Below are 17,611 nucleotides of genomic sequence, written 5' to 3'. Positions count from 1 at the left end.
ACTTTGCGCCGCCCTACCGCGTCGCGACGGGCAGGATGTCGAACCCGCGGATCGTCAGGCTGTCGCGCCGGCGCGCGCCCTCCTCCAGCCGCAGCCCGGGCAGGCGCTCGACGATGCGCGGAAAGGCGATCTCCGCCTCGAGCCGCGCCATCGGCGCGCCCAGGCAGTAATGCATGCCTCCGCCGAACGACAGCGACGCGTTGTCGGCACGGCCCAGATCGAGCCGGTCGGCGTCGGTGAAGCGCAGCTCGTCGCGGTTGGCCGAGCCGGTGTACGCCACGATCCGCTCACCCGGCTCGAAGCGCACCCCGGCGACCGTGGTGGGCGCGAGCACGGTCCGGTCGATGTTCTGCACCGGCGAGTCGTAGCGCAGCAGCTCCTGGACGGCGGCTTCCGGATCGGCGCGCAGCAGCGGCAGCTGGCCGGGGTGCTCGAGCAGCGCCACCAGCCCGTTGGAGAGCAGGTTGGTGGTGGTCTCGAAGCCCGCCGCGAACAGCAGCCCGGCCATCGTGAGCAGCTCGTCCTCGGTGAGCCGGTCGCCCGCCTCCTCGTGGCCGACCAGCGCGCTCATCAGGTCCTCCCGGGGCTGCCTGCGGCGCTCGGCGGCCAGGCCGCCCAGGTAGTCGCGGACCGCCTGCGCGGCGGGGTCGGCCTTGAGCAGCACCTCGGGGGTGATCTCGTCGAGGACGGCCGACCAGTCCTGCACCAGATGCTGGAACTGCGCGCGGTCGGCGGGCGGGATGCCGAGCAGCTCGCCGATCACGTTGCAGGGCAGCGGGAACGCGAACGCCGCCACGAAGTCGTCCCGCTCGCCCATGGCGTCGATCAGGTCGTCGACCATCCGCTCGGTGGCCGGGCGCAGCGCCTGCACCCGGCGGGCCGTGAAGCTCGAGCTGACCAGCCGCCGCAGCCGCGTGTGATCGGGCGGGTTGATGCCCAGCAGGCTGGTGAAGTAGCCGTAGAGCGCCGGATGGTCGGCCCAGTCGGCGAGGCCCGCCTCGCCCAGCAGCTCGGTCGGCGTCTTGCCGAGCCGGTGGTCGCGGGCGACCGCCCCGCACTCGACGAACCGGGTCACGATCACGGTGCCGTCGCCGGCGCGCACGAAGGTGCCCAGCTCGCGCAGCCGCGCGTAGTGGCCGTACGGGTCCGCACGCCCCGCCGTCGTCGTGAGCTCGTCCAGCAGTGCCGAAACCTCGCGACTTTCCACAATGTCCGCCACTGCTTGACCATACAAGCCCGGGCTTGAGTGGCGGGGTGTCGTGTTCTAGGCTTCAGCAGGTCCGTCAACCACAGTTTATGGACGTTCTACATCGGGGGATGTGCATGGGCGCGGTTCGCGTCCCTGCTCATGGGCGTCCTGGCGGTCCTGACAAGCGGGGGAGGAGGGCGTGGTGGGCGCCTTCTCCATCGCCCGCAAGCTGGACCGGCTGTTCAAGCAGTCGAGTCCCGAGCCGAGTTACATGGCCGTGGCCGAGGCGGTTCGCTCCGGTCAGGGCGTGGCGATCTCGCACACGTACATCTGGCAGCTGCGCACCGGCCGGCGCGACAACCCGACCGTCACCCACCTGACCGCGCTCGCCGCCTACTTCGGCGTTCCGGTGGCGTACTTCCTCGACGACGAGCAGGCCGAGCGGATCGACGCGCAGCTCGAACTGCTGCGGACCATCCGCGACGCCGGGGTCACCGAGATCGCGCTGCGTGCCGCGGACGTGTCGCCCCGCGGGCGCGACACGATCAGCGAGCTGATCCGGAAGGTCTGGGAGTCCGAGCGGCAGGCGGAGAGCTGACGGGCCGCTTCGCGAGCCTGCGGTACGCGCTGCTGACCCGGCCGAGCCAGGCCACCTCGTCGGCCATCCCGGGCCCGACGTGTGCCCAGCCCGCGGTCGTGCCGGACGGTTCGGCGCCCTCCGCGCGCCGCCGGAGCGCCTCCGCGATCCGTCTCGCCTCGCCTTCCGGGCCCGGGTCGTCCGGCGTGCCGTCCAGATAGCCGCGCAGCGCCAGCATCCCGTCGCGGATCTCGATGACCCGGCGGTAGAGCCGCAGGTGCACGTCGTCGACGCCGGCGAGCTCCACGATCGCGCGCCGCGGCGAGAACAGGATGACCTCGGGGAAGGCGTCCCGCATGGCCCGCCACAACGGCCGGAGAACCACCAGCGACCGGTACGCCGCGAGCGCCGCCCGCGCCCGGGGATACGTGGTCACCGCGCCGCCGGTCACCATGAGCAGCCCGCCGGCCGCCTGCCCGACCATGGCCGGCGGCCCCATCGCGGCCACGTCGAGCGTCCGCCCGGCGCCGAGCAGCACCGTCACGACCGCGCGGAACGACGCGTCGAGCGCGAGCAGCCCCGCGCCCGCCGCGATCGCCCGCAACGCTGCCACCGACCAGCGCGCGGGCAGCTTCGCGCCGATCGTCCAGAACACCGTCGCCCCGGCCATCAGCGCCACGGCCACATAGCAGTCGAGCAGCACCCAGTACGCGGCCACGCCCGGCGTCAGCGGGCCGTCGAGCAGCCCGGGCGCGAGCACCACCGCGCCGCCGGCGACGACGAGCAGCGCGAGCACCACCCCGGCCGACGCGACGTGCCACCGCCGGCCGCGGCCGGTCGCCAGCAGCAGGAACCGCAGCAGGAAGTACGCGGCCACGAGCGCGGCCAGGTGCTGCAGGACGGCCGCGCGCGCCCAGTGGTGCTCGACGGCGAACGCCGCGGTCCGCGAGATCGCCAGCGCGACCACGGCCGCCGTCAGCGCGCGCTGCGTCGCGTCGCGCCAGATCGTGGGCAGGCGGGCCACCGCCAGCCCCCACAGCATGACCAGCAGGGCGGCGGAGAGGATCATCGGTCCAGGCCGAGAGCGCCGATGACCCGGCCCAGCACGGTGCCCGGCGGGCCGCCGGAGCGGCCCCGGATCAGCGAGGCCATCATCTCGGCCTCACGCTCCTGCTCGGAGGTGTAGCTGACCCGGCCGAGCATCCGGCTGACCGTGGCCGGGTCGAGGTCGGGGAACAGCCGGGCCAGCGTGGCGTCGCCGCCGGAGTGCCCACTGAGGATGTGCGCGAGCTCGTGCAGCACGATGTGCTCGGCGTGCAGCGGCGAGGTGCCGGGGTCGAAGAAGACGTGGTCGGCGCGCGGGGTGCCGATCCACATCCCGCAGGGCGCGTCGGCGCTCAGCCCGGGAACCGGGCGGCGGATCAGCGGGCGGCCGCGGCGGGCGGCGACCTCGTCGCAGAACGCGTCGAGGTCGAAGGGGTCGGGCACGCGGACGCCCCGCAGCCTCGCCTCGCAGCGCCGACGCAGTCCCTCCACCGCGGACACGCTACCCGCACGCCCGGCTGCGCGGAACTGCGCGGAGAAAGCGCTTACCGAACAGCGAGTGTCCAACGCCTGTGGAAAACGCCACGGCACTATTAACTATTCGGCCACGATCTGCTTAGCCTTACGAATCCAGCGGCAGAAGCCAGTCCGGCCGCTGAATCGAAACCGGAGGTGACCGGGCGATGCAGAAGTACGTCTACGACTTCGCCGAGGGAAACAAGGATCTGAAGGATCTGCTCGGCGGCAAGGGCGCGAACCTCGCGGAAATGACCAACCTCGGCCTGCCCGTGCCGGCCGGTTTCACCATCACGACCGAGGCGTGCCAGCGGTTCCTCGCCGAGGGCGCGCACGTCGAGGGGCTCGATACCGAGATCGACCGGCATCTCGCCGCGCTCGAGGAGTCGATGGGCCGCCGGCTCGGCGATCCGGCCGACCCGCTGCTGGTCTCGGTGCGCTCGGGCGCCAAGTTCTCCATGCCCGGCATGATGGAGACCGTCCTCAACGTGGGCCTCAACGACGAGTCGGTCGCGGGCCTCTCGCGTCAGGCCGGCGGCAACGACCGGTTCGCGTGGGACTCCTACCGCCGCCTCATCCAGATGTTCGGCAAGACCGTCTGCGACGTGCCGGGCGAGGAATTCGAGGACGCGCTGCACCGGGCCAAGACCGCCAAGGGCGTCACGGACGACGTGCAATTGGACGCCGACGATCTCCAGGCGCTCGTCGCGGCGTACAAGAAGGTTTTCGTCAAGCACGTCGGTCACGATTTCCCGCAGGATCCGCGCCGGCAGCTCGACCTCGCGATCGAGGCGGTCTTCCGCTCGTGGAATGCCGACCGGGCGGTGCTCTACCGGCGGCAGGAACGCATTCCGGCCGACCTCGGCACGGCGGTCAACGTGGTCGCGATGGTCTTCGGCAACCTCGGACCCGACTCCGGCACGGGCGTCGCGTTCACCCGCGACCCGGCCACCGGCGAGAGCGGCATCTACGGCGACTACCTGCAGAACGCGCAGGGCGAGGACGTGGTCGCCGGCATCCGCAACACGCTCCCGCTGGCCGAGCTCGAGCGGATCGACAAGAAGTCGTACGACGAGCTGCTGCAGATCATGGCGACGCTCGAGGGGCACTACCACGACCTGTGCGACATCGAGTTCACCATCGAGCGCGGCAAGCTGTGGATGCTGCAGACCCGCGTCGGCAAGCGCACCGCCGCGGCGGCCTTCACGATCGCCGCGCAGCTCGTCGACGAGGGCATGATCGACCTCGACGAGGCGCTCACCCGGGTCAGCGGGGCGCAGCTCGCGCAGCTCATGTTCCCGCGGTTCGACCTCTCGGGCGACCCGGCCCCGCTCACCCGGGGCGTGGGCGCCTCGCCCGGAGCGGCGTACGGCTCCGTCGTCTTCACCTCTGCGCAGGCGGTCGCGCTCGCCGCCGAGGGACGCTCGGTGATCCTGGTGCGGCGCGAGACCAACCCCGACGACCTGCCCGGCATGATCGCGGCGCAGGGCATCCTGACCTCGCGCGGCGGCAAGACGTCGCACGCGGCCGTGGTCGCACGCGGCATGGGCAAGACCTGCGTCTGCGGCGCCGACCAGGTGGAGGTCGGCCGCGACCAGTTCACCGTCGGCGGGCAGGTGGTCCGCGAGGGCGACGTGATCTCGATCGACGGCACGACCGGCCGCGTCTACCTCGGCGAGGTGCCCGTCCGGCCGTCCGAGGTGGTGCAGTACTTCGAGGGCGACCTCGACCCGGCCCTCGCCAACGAGCCGCTGGTGGCCGCGGTGCACCTGCTCATGACCCACGCCGACTCGCGGGCCCGCCTGGCGGTGCGCACCAACGCCGACACCGGGCCCGACGCCGCCCGGGCCCGCCGCTTCGGGGCGCGCGGCATCGGGCTGTGCCGCACCGAGCACATGTTCCTGGGCGACCGGCGCGAGCTGGTCGAACGGCTCATCCTGGCGCAGAGCAAGGCGGAGCGCGACGACGCGCTGGCCGCGCTGCAGCCGTTGCAGCGCGCCGACTTCCTCGAGATCTTCCGCGAGATGAACGGGCTGCCGGTCACCGTGCGGCTGATCGACCCGCCGCTGCACGAGTTCCTGCCCTCGCTGGAGGAGCTCGCGGTGCAGGTGGCGGTCGCCAAGGCGCGGGGCTCGTCGGACGAGCAGGTCGAGCGCGACGAGCGGATGCTCGCGGCCGTGCGGCGCATGCACGAGCAGAACCCGATGCTGGGCCTGCGCGGTGTGCGGCTGGGCCTGGTCATCCCGGGGCTGTTCGCCATGCAGGTGCGGGCGATCGCCGAGGCGGCGGTCGCGCTGGCGGCCGAGGGCGGCCGGCCGCGGCCCGAGATCATGGTGCCGCTGGTCGGTGCGGTGCAGGAGCTCGAGACCGTACGGGCGGAGGCCGAGAAGATCATCGCGGAGGTGGTCGGCGACTCGGGCGTCCAGGTGCTGATCGGCACGATGATCGAGGTGCCGCGGGCGGCGCTGACCGCCGGGCAGATCGCCGAGGCGGCGGAGTTCTTCTCGTTCGGCACCAACGACCTCACCCAGATGGCGTGGGGCTTCTCCCGCGACGACGTGGAGGGCGCGTTCTTCTGGCGCTATCTGGAACTAGGCATCTTCGGCATCTCGCCGTTCGAGTCGATCGACCGCGACGGCGTGGGCCGGCTGGTGCGGATCGCCGCGGACGAGGGGCGCTCGACGCGTCCGGGCCTGAAGCTGGGCGTCTGCGGCGAGCACGGCGGCGACCCGGAGTCGGTGCACTTCTTCCACGAGGTGGGGCTGGACTACGTGTCCTGTTCCCCCTTCCGGGTGCCGATCGCCCGCCTCGAGGCAGGCCGCGCCGCGGTGGAGTCCGCCGGATCCGACCACCGATGACTTTTTGTCGTACGGCGGGTCTAACGTCAGCCCGGACAGGTCGTTCCAGCCGAAGGAGTCTGTGATGGCATCCCAGCTCAACCCCTACCTGACGTTCAACGGCAACGCCCGCGAGGCGATGGAGTTCTACCACTCCGTCTTCGGCGGTGAACTGCGGATCAACACCTTCGGCGAGTTCGGGTCCGACGACCCGGCGATCGCCGACAAGGTCATGCACGCCAGCCTGACCACCGAGAAGGGCTACATCCTGTTCGCCTCCGACACGGCGCCCGGCATGGGCACCGCCAAGCCCGGCGACGCCATGACGGTCAGCCTCAGCGGCGACCCCGGCGAGGGCCTCGAGGAGGTCTGGGAAAAGCTCGCCGAGGAGGGCACCGTGCAGATGCCGTTCGAGAAGCAGATGTGGGGCGACCTCTACGGTCAGCTCGTCGACAAGTTCGGCATCCCCTGGATGGTCGACGTCGTGGCCCCGCAGTGACCCGGCCGCTGCCGGCCGGGCGCCCCGTCGAGGACGCCCGGCCCGGCAGCTCTGGCCCGGCCGATCCCGGTGCGGTCCGGCCGCTCCTGGCCCGGCCTCAGGTGCCGGGTTCGCCGTCGGCTGCCGACTTTGCCGTCGGCTGCCGACTTCGCCGTCGGCTGCCGGTTGCGCCGTCAGTTGCCGGTTGCGGCGTCAGCTGCCGGCGGAGGCCGGCGTCTTGCACAGGTTGGACGCCGCGATGGCGACGATCCGCTGACCCTTCTTCGCGTCCACCTGGAACAGGTTCTCCGCGTCGGCGACCTGCTCGCTGGTCGACATGCCGTTCGCGCTGTCCTGGCAGAGGTTGTAGCCGTTGTCGACCGCGGTCTTCTCGTCCGCGACCAGGTTGGCGTCCAGCGCCCGCAGCGCCTTGAGGTAGGTCGCCTCGTCCCCCTTGGGCAGGCTCGGCGCGGTGTCCGAGACCTTCGCCGGCTCCTTGGCTTCGTCGTCCGAGCACCCCGACAGCGTGCCCAGCCCGGCCAGAGCCACCAGAACCGCGCCCGTCACGACAAGACGTGCCCCCACGTTGCGTCCCCCTCGTATTCGATCTTCACTACCGTTTACCGCCGAGCACGGTACGGTGCCCGCGCCACCCGCACCACCAACACCCGGCCGACTTTCGCCGCCGACCGGTCAGCCGCGCCCACCGAGCCGAACCCGCCGCTGCCGAGCCCCTCGGGCGTGCTCGGGTCGGCGCGCGCGTCCGATCGACCGAGAACTCACGCCTGACTTGGTGGAACGCCCGGGCATCGTCGGATGAGGCCGGGGGCGTGTCCTGTGGGGCTCGGGCCCGTCGGGTGAGGGCTGGGGCGTGTCCTGTGGGGCTCGGGCCCGTCGGGTGGGGGCCGGAGCGTGTCCGTTGGGGGCTCGGCGTCGTCGGGCGAACGGCCGGGTGTGATCCGCCGGGGTCAGGCGTAGTCGGGTGGGGGCTCGTCGTCGTAGTCGGGGGGCTCCTCGTCGAAGATGAGCGGCGGGGTGGGGTCCGGGTCGCCGAAGCGGGATGCCGGGGGCCGGGCGGGGGCGGCGCCGGCGGGGGCGGGCGGCGCGTCGCCGTGCAGGGTGTCGAGGACGGCCTGGCCGAACTTGGCCAGCTTGTTCTGGCCGACACCGCTGACCGTGCCCAGCTCGTCGAGCGTCTTGGGGTTGAGCGTGGCGATGGCCCGCAGCGTGGCGTCGTGGAAGATCACGTAGGCGGGCATGCCCTGCTCCTTGGCCACCGTCGCCCGCCAGGTGCGCAGCCGCTCGAAGGTCGACGCGTCGGCGGAGGACAGGTCGGCCGCGGGAACCCCCGCGGCGGTGCGGGCCTTGGGGGTGCGCACCTTGACGGGAGCCTCGCGCCGCATCATGACCTTGGTCTGGCCGCGCAGCACCCCGGCGCTGGCGTCGGTGAGCGCGAGCGTGCTGTATTCGCCCTCGACGGCCAGCAGCCCCTCGGCGAGCAGCTTGCGCACCACGCCGCGCCACTCGGACTCGCGCAGGTCGGTGCCGATGCCGAACACCGACAGCTCCTGGTGCCGGAAGCGCAGGACCTTGTCGGTCTCCTTGCCCAGCAGGATGTCGATCGACTGGCCGGCGCCGAACTTCTGACCGCGCTCGCGCTGCAGGCGCAGCACCGTCGACAGCAGTTTCTGTGCGGCGACCGTGCCGTCCCACGATTCCGGCGGGGCCAGGCACGTGTCGCAGTTGCCGCAGTTGTCCCCCGGGGCGGTCTGCCCGAAGTAGTTCAGCAGTTGCGCGCGGCGGCACGAGACGGTCTCGCAGAGCGCGAGCATGGCGTCGAGGTGCTGCGCGGCGTTGCGCCGGTGCGCGAGGTCGCCGTCGGAGCTGTCGATCATCTTGCGCTGCTGCACCACGTCCTGCAGCCCGTACGCCAGCCAGGCCGTCGACGGCAGCCCGTCCCGGCCCGCGCGTCCGGTCTCCTGGTAGTAGCCCTCGACCGACTTGGGCAGGTCGAGGTGAGCGACGAAGCGGACGTCCGGCTTGTCGATGCCCATGCCGAAGGCGATCGTCGCGACCATGACCAGCCCCTCCTCGCGCAGGAAGCGGGACTGGTTGGCCGCGCGCACCCGGTTGTCGAGGCCCGCGTGATAGGGCAGCGCGGAGACGCCGTTCTGCACCAGGAACTCGGCCGTGCGCTCGACCGACGCGCGGGACAGGCAGTAGACGATGCCGGAGTCGCCCGCGTGCTCGGTGCGCAGCAGCTCGAGCAGCTGCTTGCGGGGCTCGGCCTTGGGCACGATCCGGTATTGGATGTTGGGCCGGTCGAAGCTGGCGGTGAAGTGGCGGGCGCCGGTCAGCTGCAGGCGCGTCGCGATCTCGTCGCGGGTGGCGGTGGTCGCCGTGGCGGTCAGCGCGATGCGCGGCACGTCGGGCCAGCGCTCGTGCAGCATCGACAGGCCCAGGTAGTCGGGGCGGAAGTCGTGGCCCCACTGCGACACGCAGTGCGCCTCGTCGATCGCGAACAGCGAGATCTTGCCGCGGTCGAGCAGCCGCTGGGTGGCGGCCACGCCCAGCCCCTCGGGCGCGACGTAGAGCAGGTCGAGCTCGCCGCTGGTGAACTCGGCCTCGACCAGGCGGCGCTCGTCGTAGTCCTGCGCGGAGTTGAGGAAGCCGGCCCGCACGCCCAGGGTCCGCAGCGCGTCGACCTGGTCCTGCATGAGCGCGATCAGCGGCGAGATGACCACGCCCGTGCCGGGCCGCACCAGCGCGGGGATCTGGTAGCACAGCGACTTGCCGCCGCCGGTCGGCATGAGCACCAGCGCGTCGCCACCATCGGCGACGTGCTCGATGATGTCGCGCTGCTGCCCGCGGAACGACGGGTAGCCGAACACCCGGTTGAGGACGTCGACGGCCGCCGAACCGGGGGCGGGAGCCTGGGATGTCGAAGTCACCCCGCGACAGTACAGAGAAGCGCGGCCGTCGTGCGAAGCCCTGTGGACGACGCCGGAATGTGGATAACTCTCCGGCGGCCTCGTGGGGCGGCAGAATCTCAGCGCGCCGGCAGCAACGCCACCAGCTCGAGAATCACCTGGGCGGGCGAGCCCGGCGCGGCGTCCAGCACGAGAGGAGCGTCCCGATGAGTGTGTTGTCCCGCCACCTGATGCAGCGCCGACACCCCCGCACTGGACAGGTGGGTGACCCCCGACAGGTCCACGGTCAGCGGCACCGTGCCGCCCCGGCTGCGCCGCAGCAGCTCCTGCCGGGCCGACGTGGCCGTCCGCAGGTCGAGGGGGCCCTCGAGGCGCACGCGGGTCTCGTCGTCCCCGTCCTCGACGATGCGGAACCCCGGGTCGCCCGCGGCGCCGGTCCGGGCCGGCGAGCCGGCCCCCAGGTCGAGCAGCCGCGCGGGCCGGCACAGCGCCTTCGACACCCGGGCGACCGTGCCCGTCGGCTCGTGCCCGAGGTCGAGCGCCGACACCAGCTGGGCGGCCAGCGCCAGCCCGCGGCCGCGGTTGACCTGCCGTTGCGGCTCCTGCCACTTGCCCTGGTCGGCGACCGACGCCAGCACCACGCCGGCCGGGTCGAGCGTCGCCCGCAGCGAGACAGTGGCCTCGCCGGCGGCGCCGGAGTGCTCGATCGCGTTGGCCAGCAGTTCGCCCAGCGCGTGCTGCAGCGCGAACACGTCCTCGCCGGACGCGCCGAGCCGGCCAAGCCAGTCGCCCAGCCGCTGCCGGGCGCCGTGCAGCTCGTCCGGGTTCGCCGGCAGGTCGACCGCGAGGTCCTCGACCACCGGCACCCGCTGCACCGCGAGCAGCGTGATGTCGTCCGTGTGTCCCGTGGCCCGCACCAGCAGCTCGACCGTCTGCGAGCAGACCCGCTCGGCGGCGGTCGCGCCCGGGTCGTGCAGCGCCCGGCCCGCCGCGCTGTCGGCCGCCACGAGGGCCAGCTCGCCGGCGCTGGTGGCGTGGTCGCGCCCGGGCCGTTCGAGGATGCCGTCGCTGTAGAGCAGCAGCAGGTCGCCGGGGCCGAGCCGGTCGGAGCGTACGGGGAAGGATCCTCCCGTGCCCAGCGGCGCCCCGCCGGTCGGCGGCAGATAGCGGGTGGCGCCCGAGGAGGTGACCACCAGCGGTGCGGGGTGACCCGCGGTGCAGTACGTGACCTCGCCGCTGACCGGGTCGAGCACCGCGAGCGCCACGGTGGTCGCGTGCGCCGCCCGCAGCCGGGTCGCGAACCGGTCGGCCGCGGTGAGCGCCTCGACGATGCCCGCGCCGTCCTGGAGCCGGTCCTGCAGCACGGCACGCAGCTGCCCCATCACGCCCGACGCGGTGACGCCGTGCCCGACCACGTCGCCGACGATCAGCGCGACGCGGCCGTCGTTCTGCGGCACCGCGTCGAACCAGTCGCCGCCCGCGCCGGTGTCGGCCTCCGCGAGCAGATAGCTGGCCGCCACCTGCGCGCCGGGCAGCACGGGCAGCCCGGGCGGCAGCAGCTCGCGCTGCAGGGCCGTGATGACCGTGCGGCTCTGCTCGTACCGCCGCTGCAGGCTCTCCGCCTGGTCGGCGGCGGCCTGCCGTTCGCGCACCATGTCGGTGACGTCGAACCCCACGCCGATGACCCCGCGCCGCTCGCCGCCGACCTCCCACGGCGTGATGGTGAAGGTCGCGTACATCTCGTGCACCGACCCGTCCGGCGCCTTGATGTGCGCCCGCCACTCGCGGCCGTGAATCGGCTCGCCGGTGCGGTAGACCTCGTAGTACGCGTCGGCGAACTGCTGCCCGGCCAGGTCGCTGATGACCTCGCGGATGGGCCGGCCCTCGAACTCGCGGCCGGTCAGCACCGAGCGGGTGGCCGCGCTCAGCGAGAGCACCCGCAGCTCCGGCCCCTCGCAGACGGCCATGATGAAGGGCACCTGGTCGACCGCGGTCAGCAGCAGCGAGGGGTCGTCCATCAGCTCATCCTGCCCGACGGGCTGTGGGGCCGGTCACTCGGCCAGCGGCAGGTCGATGGTGTGAGCGGTGTGCGACGCCTTGGTGGCCAGGTAGCGCACGTTGGCGGCCGACATGTGCACCCCCGTGGGCACGCGCTGGGTGACGTCGATGCCGCACTTCTCGAGCTGGATGGCCTTGTCCGGGTTGTTGCTCAGCAGCCGGATCCGGTCGGCGCCCAGCGCGAGCAGCATCTGCGCGGCGGCGGTGTAGTCCCGCTCGTCCTCGCCGCGGCCGAGCGCGACGTTCGCCTCGTAGGTGTCCAGGCCGGCGTCCTGCAGGGCGTACGCGTCGAGCTTGGCGTAGAGGCCGATGCCGCGGCCCTCCTGGCGCAGGTAGAGCAGGAAGCCGCCCTGCTCGGCGATCCGCTCGACGGCCTCGCGCAGCTGCGGCCCGCAGTCGCAGCGCTCGCTGCCGAACACGTCGCCGGTCAGGCACTCGCTGTGCGGGCGCACGAGCGGCGCCCGGCCGCCGGCCGCGGACTTCTTCAGGGCACGCTGCCAGTCGCCGAGGCCGAGGGCCAGGTGCTCCTTGCCGTCGGCGAGCCCGTCGAAGGTGAGCACCCGCGCGGTGGTGGCGTACCCGTCGCCGAACCGGAGCGGGACGCTCACCTGCTGCCGCACCGTTGCTTTCAACATCGGTCCTCCTCTGTGGGTCCCCGTTGGTGCGCTGTCGCCGTCGCCGGTGTGACGCAGGGGCAACTGACCGCGAACGTGCCTGTAATCGTGTCGCGGATTATCTTGGACGCAACTGTTCGGCCGGGGTGACGATCGTCGCTCTCTCCTGGAGGCGTCATCGGTGGTTGATCGTCCTTATACCTTGCTGAGTTGTGGCATGTCGATCGACGGCTACCTCGACGACGCGGCGCAGGAGCGGCTGCTGTTGTCCAACGAGGCCGACTTCGACCGTGTCGACGACGTCCGGTCCGGCTGCGACGCGATCCTGGTGGGCGCGGCGACGATCCGGCAGGACGACCCGCGGCTGCTGGTGCGCTCGGCCGAGCGCCGCGCGGCCCGGGTGGCGCGCGGGGAGCCGGCGAACCCGGTCAAGGTCACGGTCACCGGGCGCTGCGACATCGACCCGGCCGCCCGGTTCTTCGCCGTGGGCGAGGCCGACAAGCTGGTCTACTGCGCGACGCCGGCGCTGGGCGCGGCGCGGGAGCGACTGGGCGGGGTCGCCACGGTCGTCGACGGCGGCGACCCGGTGGACCTGCACCGGGTGACCGCCGACCTGGCCGCGCGCGGGGTGCGGCGGCTGATGGTCGAGGGCGGCGGGACGATCCACACGCAGTTCCTCACCGCGGGCCTGGCGGACGAGCTGCAGCTGGTCGTGGCGCCGTTCTTCGTGGGCGACTCGCGGGCGCCGCGCTTCGTCAACGACGGCGACTTCCCGTGGGGGCCGGCGCACCGCGCGACGCTGGCCGAGGTGCGCCAGATCGGCGACGTGGTGCTGCTGCGTTACGCGCTCACGGACCGTTTCGGCGAGACCGGATAGGCCGGGCATGCGTCACGCGCCGGCGCGGGCCAGCTCGCGGCCCAGCAGCAGCTCGGGCGCGACGGGCTCCACCCGGGGAGCGTGACCGGCCGGCGCGGGAGCGGCCGCCGAGGCCGGGGAGAGAGCCGAGGCCGGGGAGAGAGCCGCGGCTGGGGAGAGAGCCGCGGCTGGGGAGAGAGCCGCGGCTGGGGAAAGAGCCGCGGCCTGGGAGAGAGCCACGGCCGGCGCGGCGGAGGCGGCGCCGTAGGGGACGGGGGAGACGGGCGCGGCGAGGCGTACGGCGGTGGACACCCGCAGCCGGGCGACGGCCCGGACCACCAGCACGGCCGCGCCGGGCAGCGCCGCCACGAAGGCGAACAGCCCGTACACGACGGCGATCGTCAGGCCCTGGGTGGCGCTCAGCCCGGCGGCCCCGAAGGCCCACGCCGTGACGGCCTCGCGCGGCCCCCAGCCGCCGATGTTGAGCGGCAGCGACATGGCCAGCAGCGCCAGCAGCATCAACGGCACGAGGCGGGGCAGCGAAGCCGCCGAACCGGCCGCCCGGGCCGCCACCACGAACGTCGCCAGGTGCCCGGCGACCACCATGACCGAGGCCAGCGTGACGCCCGGCCAGTTGCGGCGGGCCAGCACGCCGGTGCGGATCTCCGCGGCCCCGGTGCGCACGGCGGAGGCGAGCCGCGAGCCGCCCTGGCGCAGCCGGCGGCAGGCGAGCAGCACCAGCGCCGCCGCGATCAGCGCGGCGCCCGCGACGACCAGCACCGGCAAGCCGTGCCGGCCGATCACGGTCAGGACCGGGGACGGGACGGTGAGCAGCACGGACACGGCGATGGCGAGGAACACCAGCTGGCCTGCGGTGCGCTCGAGCACGACCGCCCGCACGCTCTTGGCCACGTCGCCCTCGTCGCGGCCGTGCTGCACGGCGCGGTCCACGTCGCCGAGCACCCCGCCCGGCAGCGCGGCGTTGAGGAACAGCGCCTTGTAGTAGTCCGCGACCGCGGACCCGAACGGCAGCCGCAGGCCCAGGCCGCGCGCCACCAGGCACCAGCGCCAGGCGCTGAACACGGTGGTCACGACCCCGATGCCGAACGCCGCGGCCAGGGCCGGAGCGGAGATCACCCGCAGGCCGTCGACGAAGGCGCCGGTGCCGAGCCGCCACAGCAGGAAGGCCAGGATCCCGGCCCCGCCCAGAATCCGTGCCCAAGCCCAGATACGCCCCACGTCGCCGTTCCCTTCGAGTAGCCCGTCTTTCCCCTAGTACGCCGGGGCGGGCACAAAGGGTTCAGCCGAACGTCGCCAAAAGATCGACATGTCCGACCGAGGCCCGCGGCAGCCGCGCGAGCCGGTCCGCCAGATAGCCGTCCAGGTCGAGCGAGGGCTGCTGCTCGAGGGCCGCGCCCACCCAGCCCCGCAGCCACTCGGCGGTCAGCTCCGGCCGGTCCGGCCCGAGCCGCCACGGGCTGGGCCGGGTGACCACCGTCGCACCCGCCTTCTCGAAGGCCGCGGCGGTGTACGCCGGCGCGTCCGGCCCCAGCTTGGCGCCGCGCCGCTGGTGCTCGTCGAACGCCGCGGCCACCGTAGCGTCCTGCGGCAGGGCCGGGTCGAAGGTCACTTCGCCGACGACCGAAAGGGTGAACAGGGCCGGCACCCGGGCCTCGGCCAGCGCCGCCACCAGCGCGTCGATCTGCGGCTCGGTGAGCAGGTCGAGCAGCGCCGAGCACGTCACCAGGTCGGTGCCGGCCAGGTCGGCGGCGGTCAGGGTCGTGACGTCGCCGAGGGCGCCCTCGGCGGTGACTCCCGGCAGGCGCAGGTGCGAGGTGGCGTGGAGCAGCAGCGCCGGGTCGCGGTCCGCCATGATCCAGTGCTGCGGCGTGCCGAGCCGCGGGGCCAGCCAGCGGCTCATCGAGCCGGTGCCGCAGCCCAGGTCGCGGATCACGTGGACGCCGGCGGGCAGCAGCGCGACGAGGTCGGCGGCGCGCGCCTGCGCGTCGGCGGGCTCGCGCAGGCCGAGCCAGGACTCGCTGAACTCTCCGGTCATCGGGGGTCTCCTCGCAGGATGGCGGTCAGCCGGCGGGCGGTCCCGTCCCAGGTCGGGAGGGTGTCCCGGCGGGCGCGGGCGGCCCCGCGCAGGCGTTCGCGCAGCGCGGGGTCGGTGAGCCAGGCCCGCAGCGCCCCGGCCAGGGCGGGGCGGTCGTCCGGCGGGATCAGGATGCCGGGCAGGCTGCCGTCCGGCGCCGTGCCCAGCGCCTCCGGCACGCCACCGACGGCCGTGGCGAGCACCGGGATGCCGCGCGCGAGGGCTTCCGTGACGACCATGCCGTACGTCTCGGCGCGCGACGGCAGAACCAGAAGGTCCGAGAACTCGTACGCGGTGTCGAGCGCGTCCCCGGCCAGCGGCCCGGCGAAGCGCAGCCGCCGATCGGCGTACGGGACGGGTTGCCGCAGTGCCCCGGCGAACGTGCACTCCCAGTCGAGCCCGGCCAGGTCCTGCTCCAGCGCCGCGACCAGCAGGTCCTGACCCTTGCGCGGGGTCACCGCGGCCACGCAGAGCAGCCGCCGGCCGTCCGGGTGCGGCACCGCGAGGTTCGCGGGGTCGACGCCGGGCGCGGCGACACCGACCCGCGCGACGCCGTGCAGGTCGCGGATGCGGTCGGCGGCCGCGTCGCTGGTGACGATCACCGTCGTGGCCAGGCGCAGCGTCTCGCCCTCGAGGCCGCTCAGCTCGGCGGCGTCGGCGGGGGAGAGGCCGGTCTCGTCGCCCAGCGGCAGGTGCACCAGCACGGCCAGCCGCAGGCGCTGCGCGTGCGGAGCCAGGATCTCGGGCACGCCACAGCCGACCAGCCCGTCGACGAGCACGTCGGAGCCGTCCGGGATGTCCGCGAGGACGCGGCCGAGGGCGGCACGGGCGGCCGCGCCTGGCCGGGGCCACGACCCGGGCACCACGACCTCGTGCACGTCCGGGAGCATCATCAGGACGGCCCGGTCGTACCGGTTGCCTCCGCTCGGCGCCGCCGGGTCGTCGACGGACCCCGGCAGCACCGCCCACAGGGTCACAGGTCGCGCTCGTAGGTGGCCCAGGCGATGTGCGACTCGTGCAGGGTCACGGCCAGGCCGGTCAGCCCCGCGGCGCCCGGGCCCAGGCCGCCCGCGGCGATCCGCTCGGCGATCCGGTCGGCGATCAGCTTCCCGAGGAACTCCGTCGACGTGTTGATGCCCAGGAAGTCGGGCTCGTCGTCGAGGTTGCGGTAGCTCAGCCCGCCGCAGATGGCGTGCAGCTCCTCGCTCGCCCGGCCGATGTCCACCACGATGTTGTCGTCGTCCAGCTCGGGCCGGCGGAACGTGGCGTCCACCACGAAGGTCGCGCCGTGCAGCCTCTGGGCCGGTCCGAAGACCTCGCCCCGGAAGCTGTGCGCGATCATGATGTGGTCGCGGACGGTGACGCTGAACAAGGCCTGCTCCTCAGGGGTAGTCGATCACGTGGCAGAGGGCCGGAAGGCTACCGTCGGCCAGCCGGCGCAGCACGTCGGGCAGGTCGGCGAACGGGGAGTGCCCGGTGACGAACGCGTCGAACCGGTCGTCGGCGAGCAGCTCCAGCGAGAGCGCGAGCCGGTCCGCGTACGTGCGGCGCCGGCCCGGCACGATGCCGCCGACCTGGCTGCCGCGCACGGTCAGCCGGCGCGAGTGGAAGAACTCGCCCAGCGGCACGCTGACCTGCCGGTCGCCGTACCAGCTGAGCTCGACGACGGTGCCCTCGGGCGCGAGCAGCTCCAGCGAGCGGGTCAGGCCGGCCGAGGTGGCGCTGGCGTGGATCACCAGGTCGCAGTCGCCGAGCGCGTCGCCGGGCAGGGCGAAGCCGGCGCCCAGGCGGGCGGCCAGCTCGGCGCGGCCCTCGTCGACGTCGACGAGCTGCAGGCGTACGCCCGGGAAGCTCGCCAGCATCGCCGCGGCGCAGCCCCCGACCATGCCCGCGCCGACCACCGCGACCCGGTCGCCGACCAGTGGCCGCGCGTCCCACAGCGCGTTCACCGCGGTCTCCACCGTCCCGGCGAGCACCGCGCGCGCCGCGGGCACGCCGTCGGGCACGAGGGTGACAGCGCTCGCCGGCGCCACGAACCGGGTCTGGTGGGTGTAGAGACTGAAGACGGTACGTCCCAGCAGCTCGGGCGGGCCCTGCTCGACGACGCCGACGTTGAGGTAGCCGTACTGGACCGGGGCCGGGAAGTCGCCCTGCTGGAAGGGGGCCCGCATCGCCGCCCACTGGCTCTGCGGCACGCCGCCGGTGAACACGAGGGTCTCTGTCCCGCGGCTCACGCCCGTGTGCAGCGTGCGCACGAGCACCTCGTCGGGGCCCGGCTCCGGCACCGCGACCGGGCGGATCTCGCCGCGGCCCGGCTCGGCGAGCCAGAACGCGTACGCCTCGTCCGTCATCGCCGAAGTCCCTTCACCCGCTGAACCGTTCGCCGGTCGCGCTCGTGTTCCTAGCTGACGACGGCA

General features: G+C 73.5%; 15 protein-coding genes and 1 pseudogene. 4 read left to right on the top strand and 12 right to left on the bottom strand.

Annotated elements, in window-relative coordinates; translation table 11 throughout:
- Window positions 1-13: 13 nt before the first annotated feature.
- Complete coding sequence (locus ACSNN8_RS40840) at window positions 14-1,219, bottom strand: cytochrome P450 (protein ID WP_436656371.1); 1,206 nt, start codon at window positions 1,217-1,219, stop codon at window positions 14-16.
- A gap of 172 nt (window positions 1,220-1,391) precedes the next feature.
- Between ACSNN8_RS40840 and ACSNN8_RS40835 the strand changes: the two genes are divergently transcribed.
- On the top strand, window positions 1,392-1,787 hold the full coding sequence (locus ACSNN8_RS40835; protein WP_436656369.1) for a helix-turn-helix domain-containing protein: 396 nt from the start codon (window positions 1,392-1,394) through the stop codon (window positions 1,785-1,787).
- On the opposite strand, the gene ACSNN8_RS40830 is transcribed toward ACSNN8_RS40835, so the two are convergent.
- Together ACSNN8_RS40830 and ACSNN8_RS40825 are read right to left on the bottom strand one after the other, a co-directional pair.
- Entirely contained in the window at window positions 1,735-2,835 is a 1,101-nt protein-coding gene (locus ACSNN8_RS40830; RefSeq protein WP_436656367.1) for an MAB_1171c family putative transporter, read from the bottom strand. The two genes, ACSNN8_RS40835 and ACSNN8_RS40830, sit on opposite strands and share 53 nt — an antisense overlap.
- Window positions 2,832-3,302 (bottom strand): hypothetical protein, encoded by a 471-nt coding sequence (locus ACSNN8_RS40825; protein WP_436656365.1) that lies wholly within the window; start codon window positions 3,300-3,302, stop codon window positions 2,832-2,834. The genes ACSNN8_RS40830 and ACSNN8_RS40825 overlap by 4 nt, the downstream gene beginning before the upstream one ends.
- Window positions 3,303-3,493: 191 nt before the next feature.
- Between ACSNN8_RS40825 and ppdK the strand changes: the two genes are divergently transcribed.
- Together ppdK and ACSNN8_RS40815 are read left to right on the top strand one after the other, a co-directional pair.
- Window positions 3,494-6,184 carry a pyruvate, phosphate dikinase gene (ppdK, locus tag ACSNN8_RS40820; RefSeq protein WP_436656363.1) on the top strand — a complete coding sequence of 897 codons (2,691 nt, stop codon included), beginning with the start codon at window positions 3,494-3,496 and terminating at the stop codon, window positions 6,182-6,184.
- Between the two features lie 64 nt (window positions 6,185-6,248).
- Entirely contained in the window at window positions 6,249-6,662 is a 414-nt protein-coding gene (locus ACSNN8_RS40815; protein WP_436656361.1) for a VOC family protein, read from the top strand.
- Between the two features lie 192 nt (window positions 6,663-6,854).
- Here the strand turns inward: ACSNN8_RS40815 and ACSNN8_RS40810 are convergent, their stop codons facing one another.
- From ACSNN8_RS40810 to ACSNN8_RS40795, 4 genes are all read right to left on the bottom strand, one after another.
- Window positions 6,855-7,226 (bottom strand): DUF732 domain-containing protein, encoded by a 372-nt coding sequence (locus ACSNN8_RS40810; RefSeq protein WP_436656359.1) that lies wholly within the window; start codon window positions 7,224-7,226, stop codon window positions 6,855-6,857.
- A gap of 383 nt (window positions 7,227-7,609) precedes the next feature.
- On the bottom strand, window positions 7,610-9,592 hold the full coding sequence (recQ, locus tag ACSNN8_RS40805) for a DNA helicase RecQ (RefSeq protein WP_436656357.1): 1,983 nt from the start codon (window positions 9,590-9,592) through the stop codon (window positions 7,610-7,612).
- Between the two features lie 98 nt (window positions 9,593-9,690).
- Window positions 9,691-11,589 (bottom strand): SpoIIE family protein phosphatase, encoded by a 1,899-nt coding sequence (locus ACSNN8_RS40800; protein ID WP_436656355.1) that lies wholly within the window; start codon window positions 11,587-11,589, stop codon window positions 9,691-9,693.
- Window positions 11,590-11,622: 33 nt separating this feature from the next.
- Window positions 11,623-12,264 carry a GTP cyclohydrolase II gene (locus tag ACSNN8_RS40795; RefSeq protein WP_436656353.1) on the bottom strand — a complete coding sequence of 214 codons (642 nt, stop codon included), beginning with the start codon at window positions 12,262-12,264 and terminating at the stop codon, window positions 11,623-11,625.
- 160 nt (window positions 12,265-12,424) lie between these two features.
- On the opposite strand from ACSNN8_RS40795, the gene ACSNN8_RS40790 reads away from it, so the two are divergent.
- Window positions 12,425-13,120, top strand: a complete 696-nt coding sequence (locus ACSNN8_RS40790; protein ID WP_436656351.1) for a RibD family protein — start codon at window positions 12,425-12,427, stop codon at window positions 13,118-13,120.
- A gap of 273 nt (window positions 13,121-13,393) precedes the next feature.
- Here ACSNN8_RS40790 and ACSNN8_RS40785 read toward each other — a convergent pair.
- From ACSNN8_RS40785 to ACSNN8_RS40765, 5 genes and pseudogenes are all read right to left on the bottom strand, one after another.
- Window positions 13,394-14,338, bottom strand: a pseudogene (locus ACSNN8_RS40785) (lysylphosphatidylglycerol synthase transmembrane domain-containing protein); the annotation flags it as partial.
- A gap of 61 nt (window positions 14,339-14,399) precedes the next feature.
- Entirely contained in the window at window positions 14,400-15,155 is a 756-nt protein-coding gene (locus ACSNN8_RS40780; protein WP_436656349.1) for a methyltransferase domain-containing protein, read from the bottom strand.
- The gene (locus tag ACSNN8_RS40775) at window positions 15,152-16,171 is read right to left on the bottom strand and encodes a glycosyltransferase family 4 protein (RefSeq protein ID WP_436656347.1); all 1,020 of its coding nucleotides are present in this window, start codon (window positions 16,169-16,171) and stop codon (window positions 15,152-15,154) included. The genes ACSNN8_RS40780 and ACSNN8_RS40775 overlap by 4 nt, the downstream gene beginning before the upstream one ends.
- Entirely contained in the window at window positions 16,168-16,566 is a 399-nt protein-coding gene (locus ACSNN8_RS40770; protein ID WP_436656345.1) for a 6-pyruvoyl trahydropterin synthase family protein, read from the bottom strand. The genes ACSNN8_RS40775 and ACSNN8_RS40770 overlap by 4 nt, the downstream gene beginning before the upstream one ends.
- 10 nt (window positions 16,567-16,576) lie before the next feature.
- Complete coding sequence (locus tag ACSNN8_RS40765; protein WP_436656343.1) at window positions 16,577-17,545, bottom strand: zinc-dependent alcohol dehydrogenase; 969 nt, start codon at window positions 17,543-17,545, stop codon at window positions 16,577-16,579.
- Window positions 17,546-17,611: the final 66 nt, after the last annotated feature.

The sequence above is a fragment of the Actinoplanes sp. URMC 104 genome, assembly GCF_051386375.1.
Taxonomy (GTDB): Bacteria; Actinomycetota; Actinomycetes; order Mycobacteriales; family Micromonosporaceae; genus Actinoplanes.
Note: the sequence above shows the minus strand (reverse complement) of the source record. Positions and strands in the feature narration are given on the sequence as shown.

Bases quoted from the DNA above. Each gene is read 5' to 3' on its own strand.
- ACSNN8_RS40830 (WP_436656367.1), bottom strand. From the start codon at position 2,835: ATGATCCTCTCCGCCGCCCTGCTGGTCATGCTGTGGGGGCTGGCGGTG.
- ACSNN8_RS40800 (WP_436656355.1), bottom strand. From the start codon at position 11,589: ATGGACGACCCCTCGCTGCTGCTGACCGCGGTCGACCAGGTGCCCTTC.
- ACSNN8_RS40795 (WP_436656353.1), bottom strand. From the start codon at position 12,264: ATGTTGAAAGCAACGGTGCGGCAGCAGGTGAGCGTCCCGCTCCGGTTC.
- ACSNN8_RS40780 (WP_436656349.1), bottom strand. From the start codon at position 15,155: ATGACCGGAGAGTTCAGCGAGTCCTGGCTCGGCCTGCGCGAGCCCGCC.
- ppdK (WP_436656363.1), top strand. From the start codon at position 3,494: ATGCAGAAGTACGTCTACGACTTCGCCGAGGGAAACAAGGATCTGAAG.
- ACSNN8_RS40815 (WP_436656361.1), top strand. From the start codon at position 6,249: ATGGCATCCCAGCTCAACCCCTACCTGACGTTCAACGGCAACGCCCGC.
- ACSNN8_RS40765 (WP_436656343.1), bottom strand. From the start codon at position 17,545: ATGACGGACGAGGCGTACGCGTTCTGGCTCGCCGAGCCGGGCCGCGGC.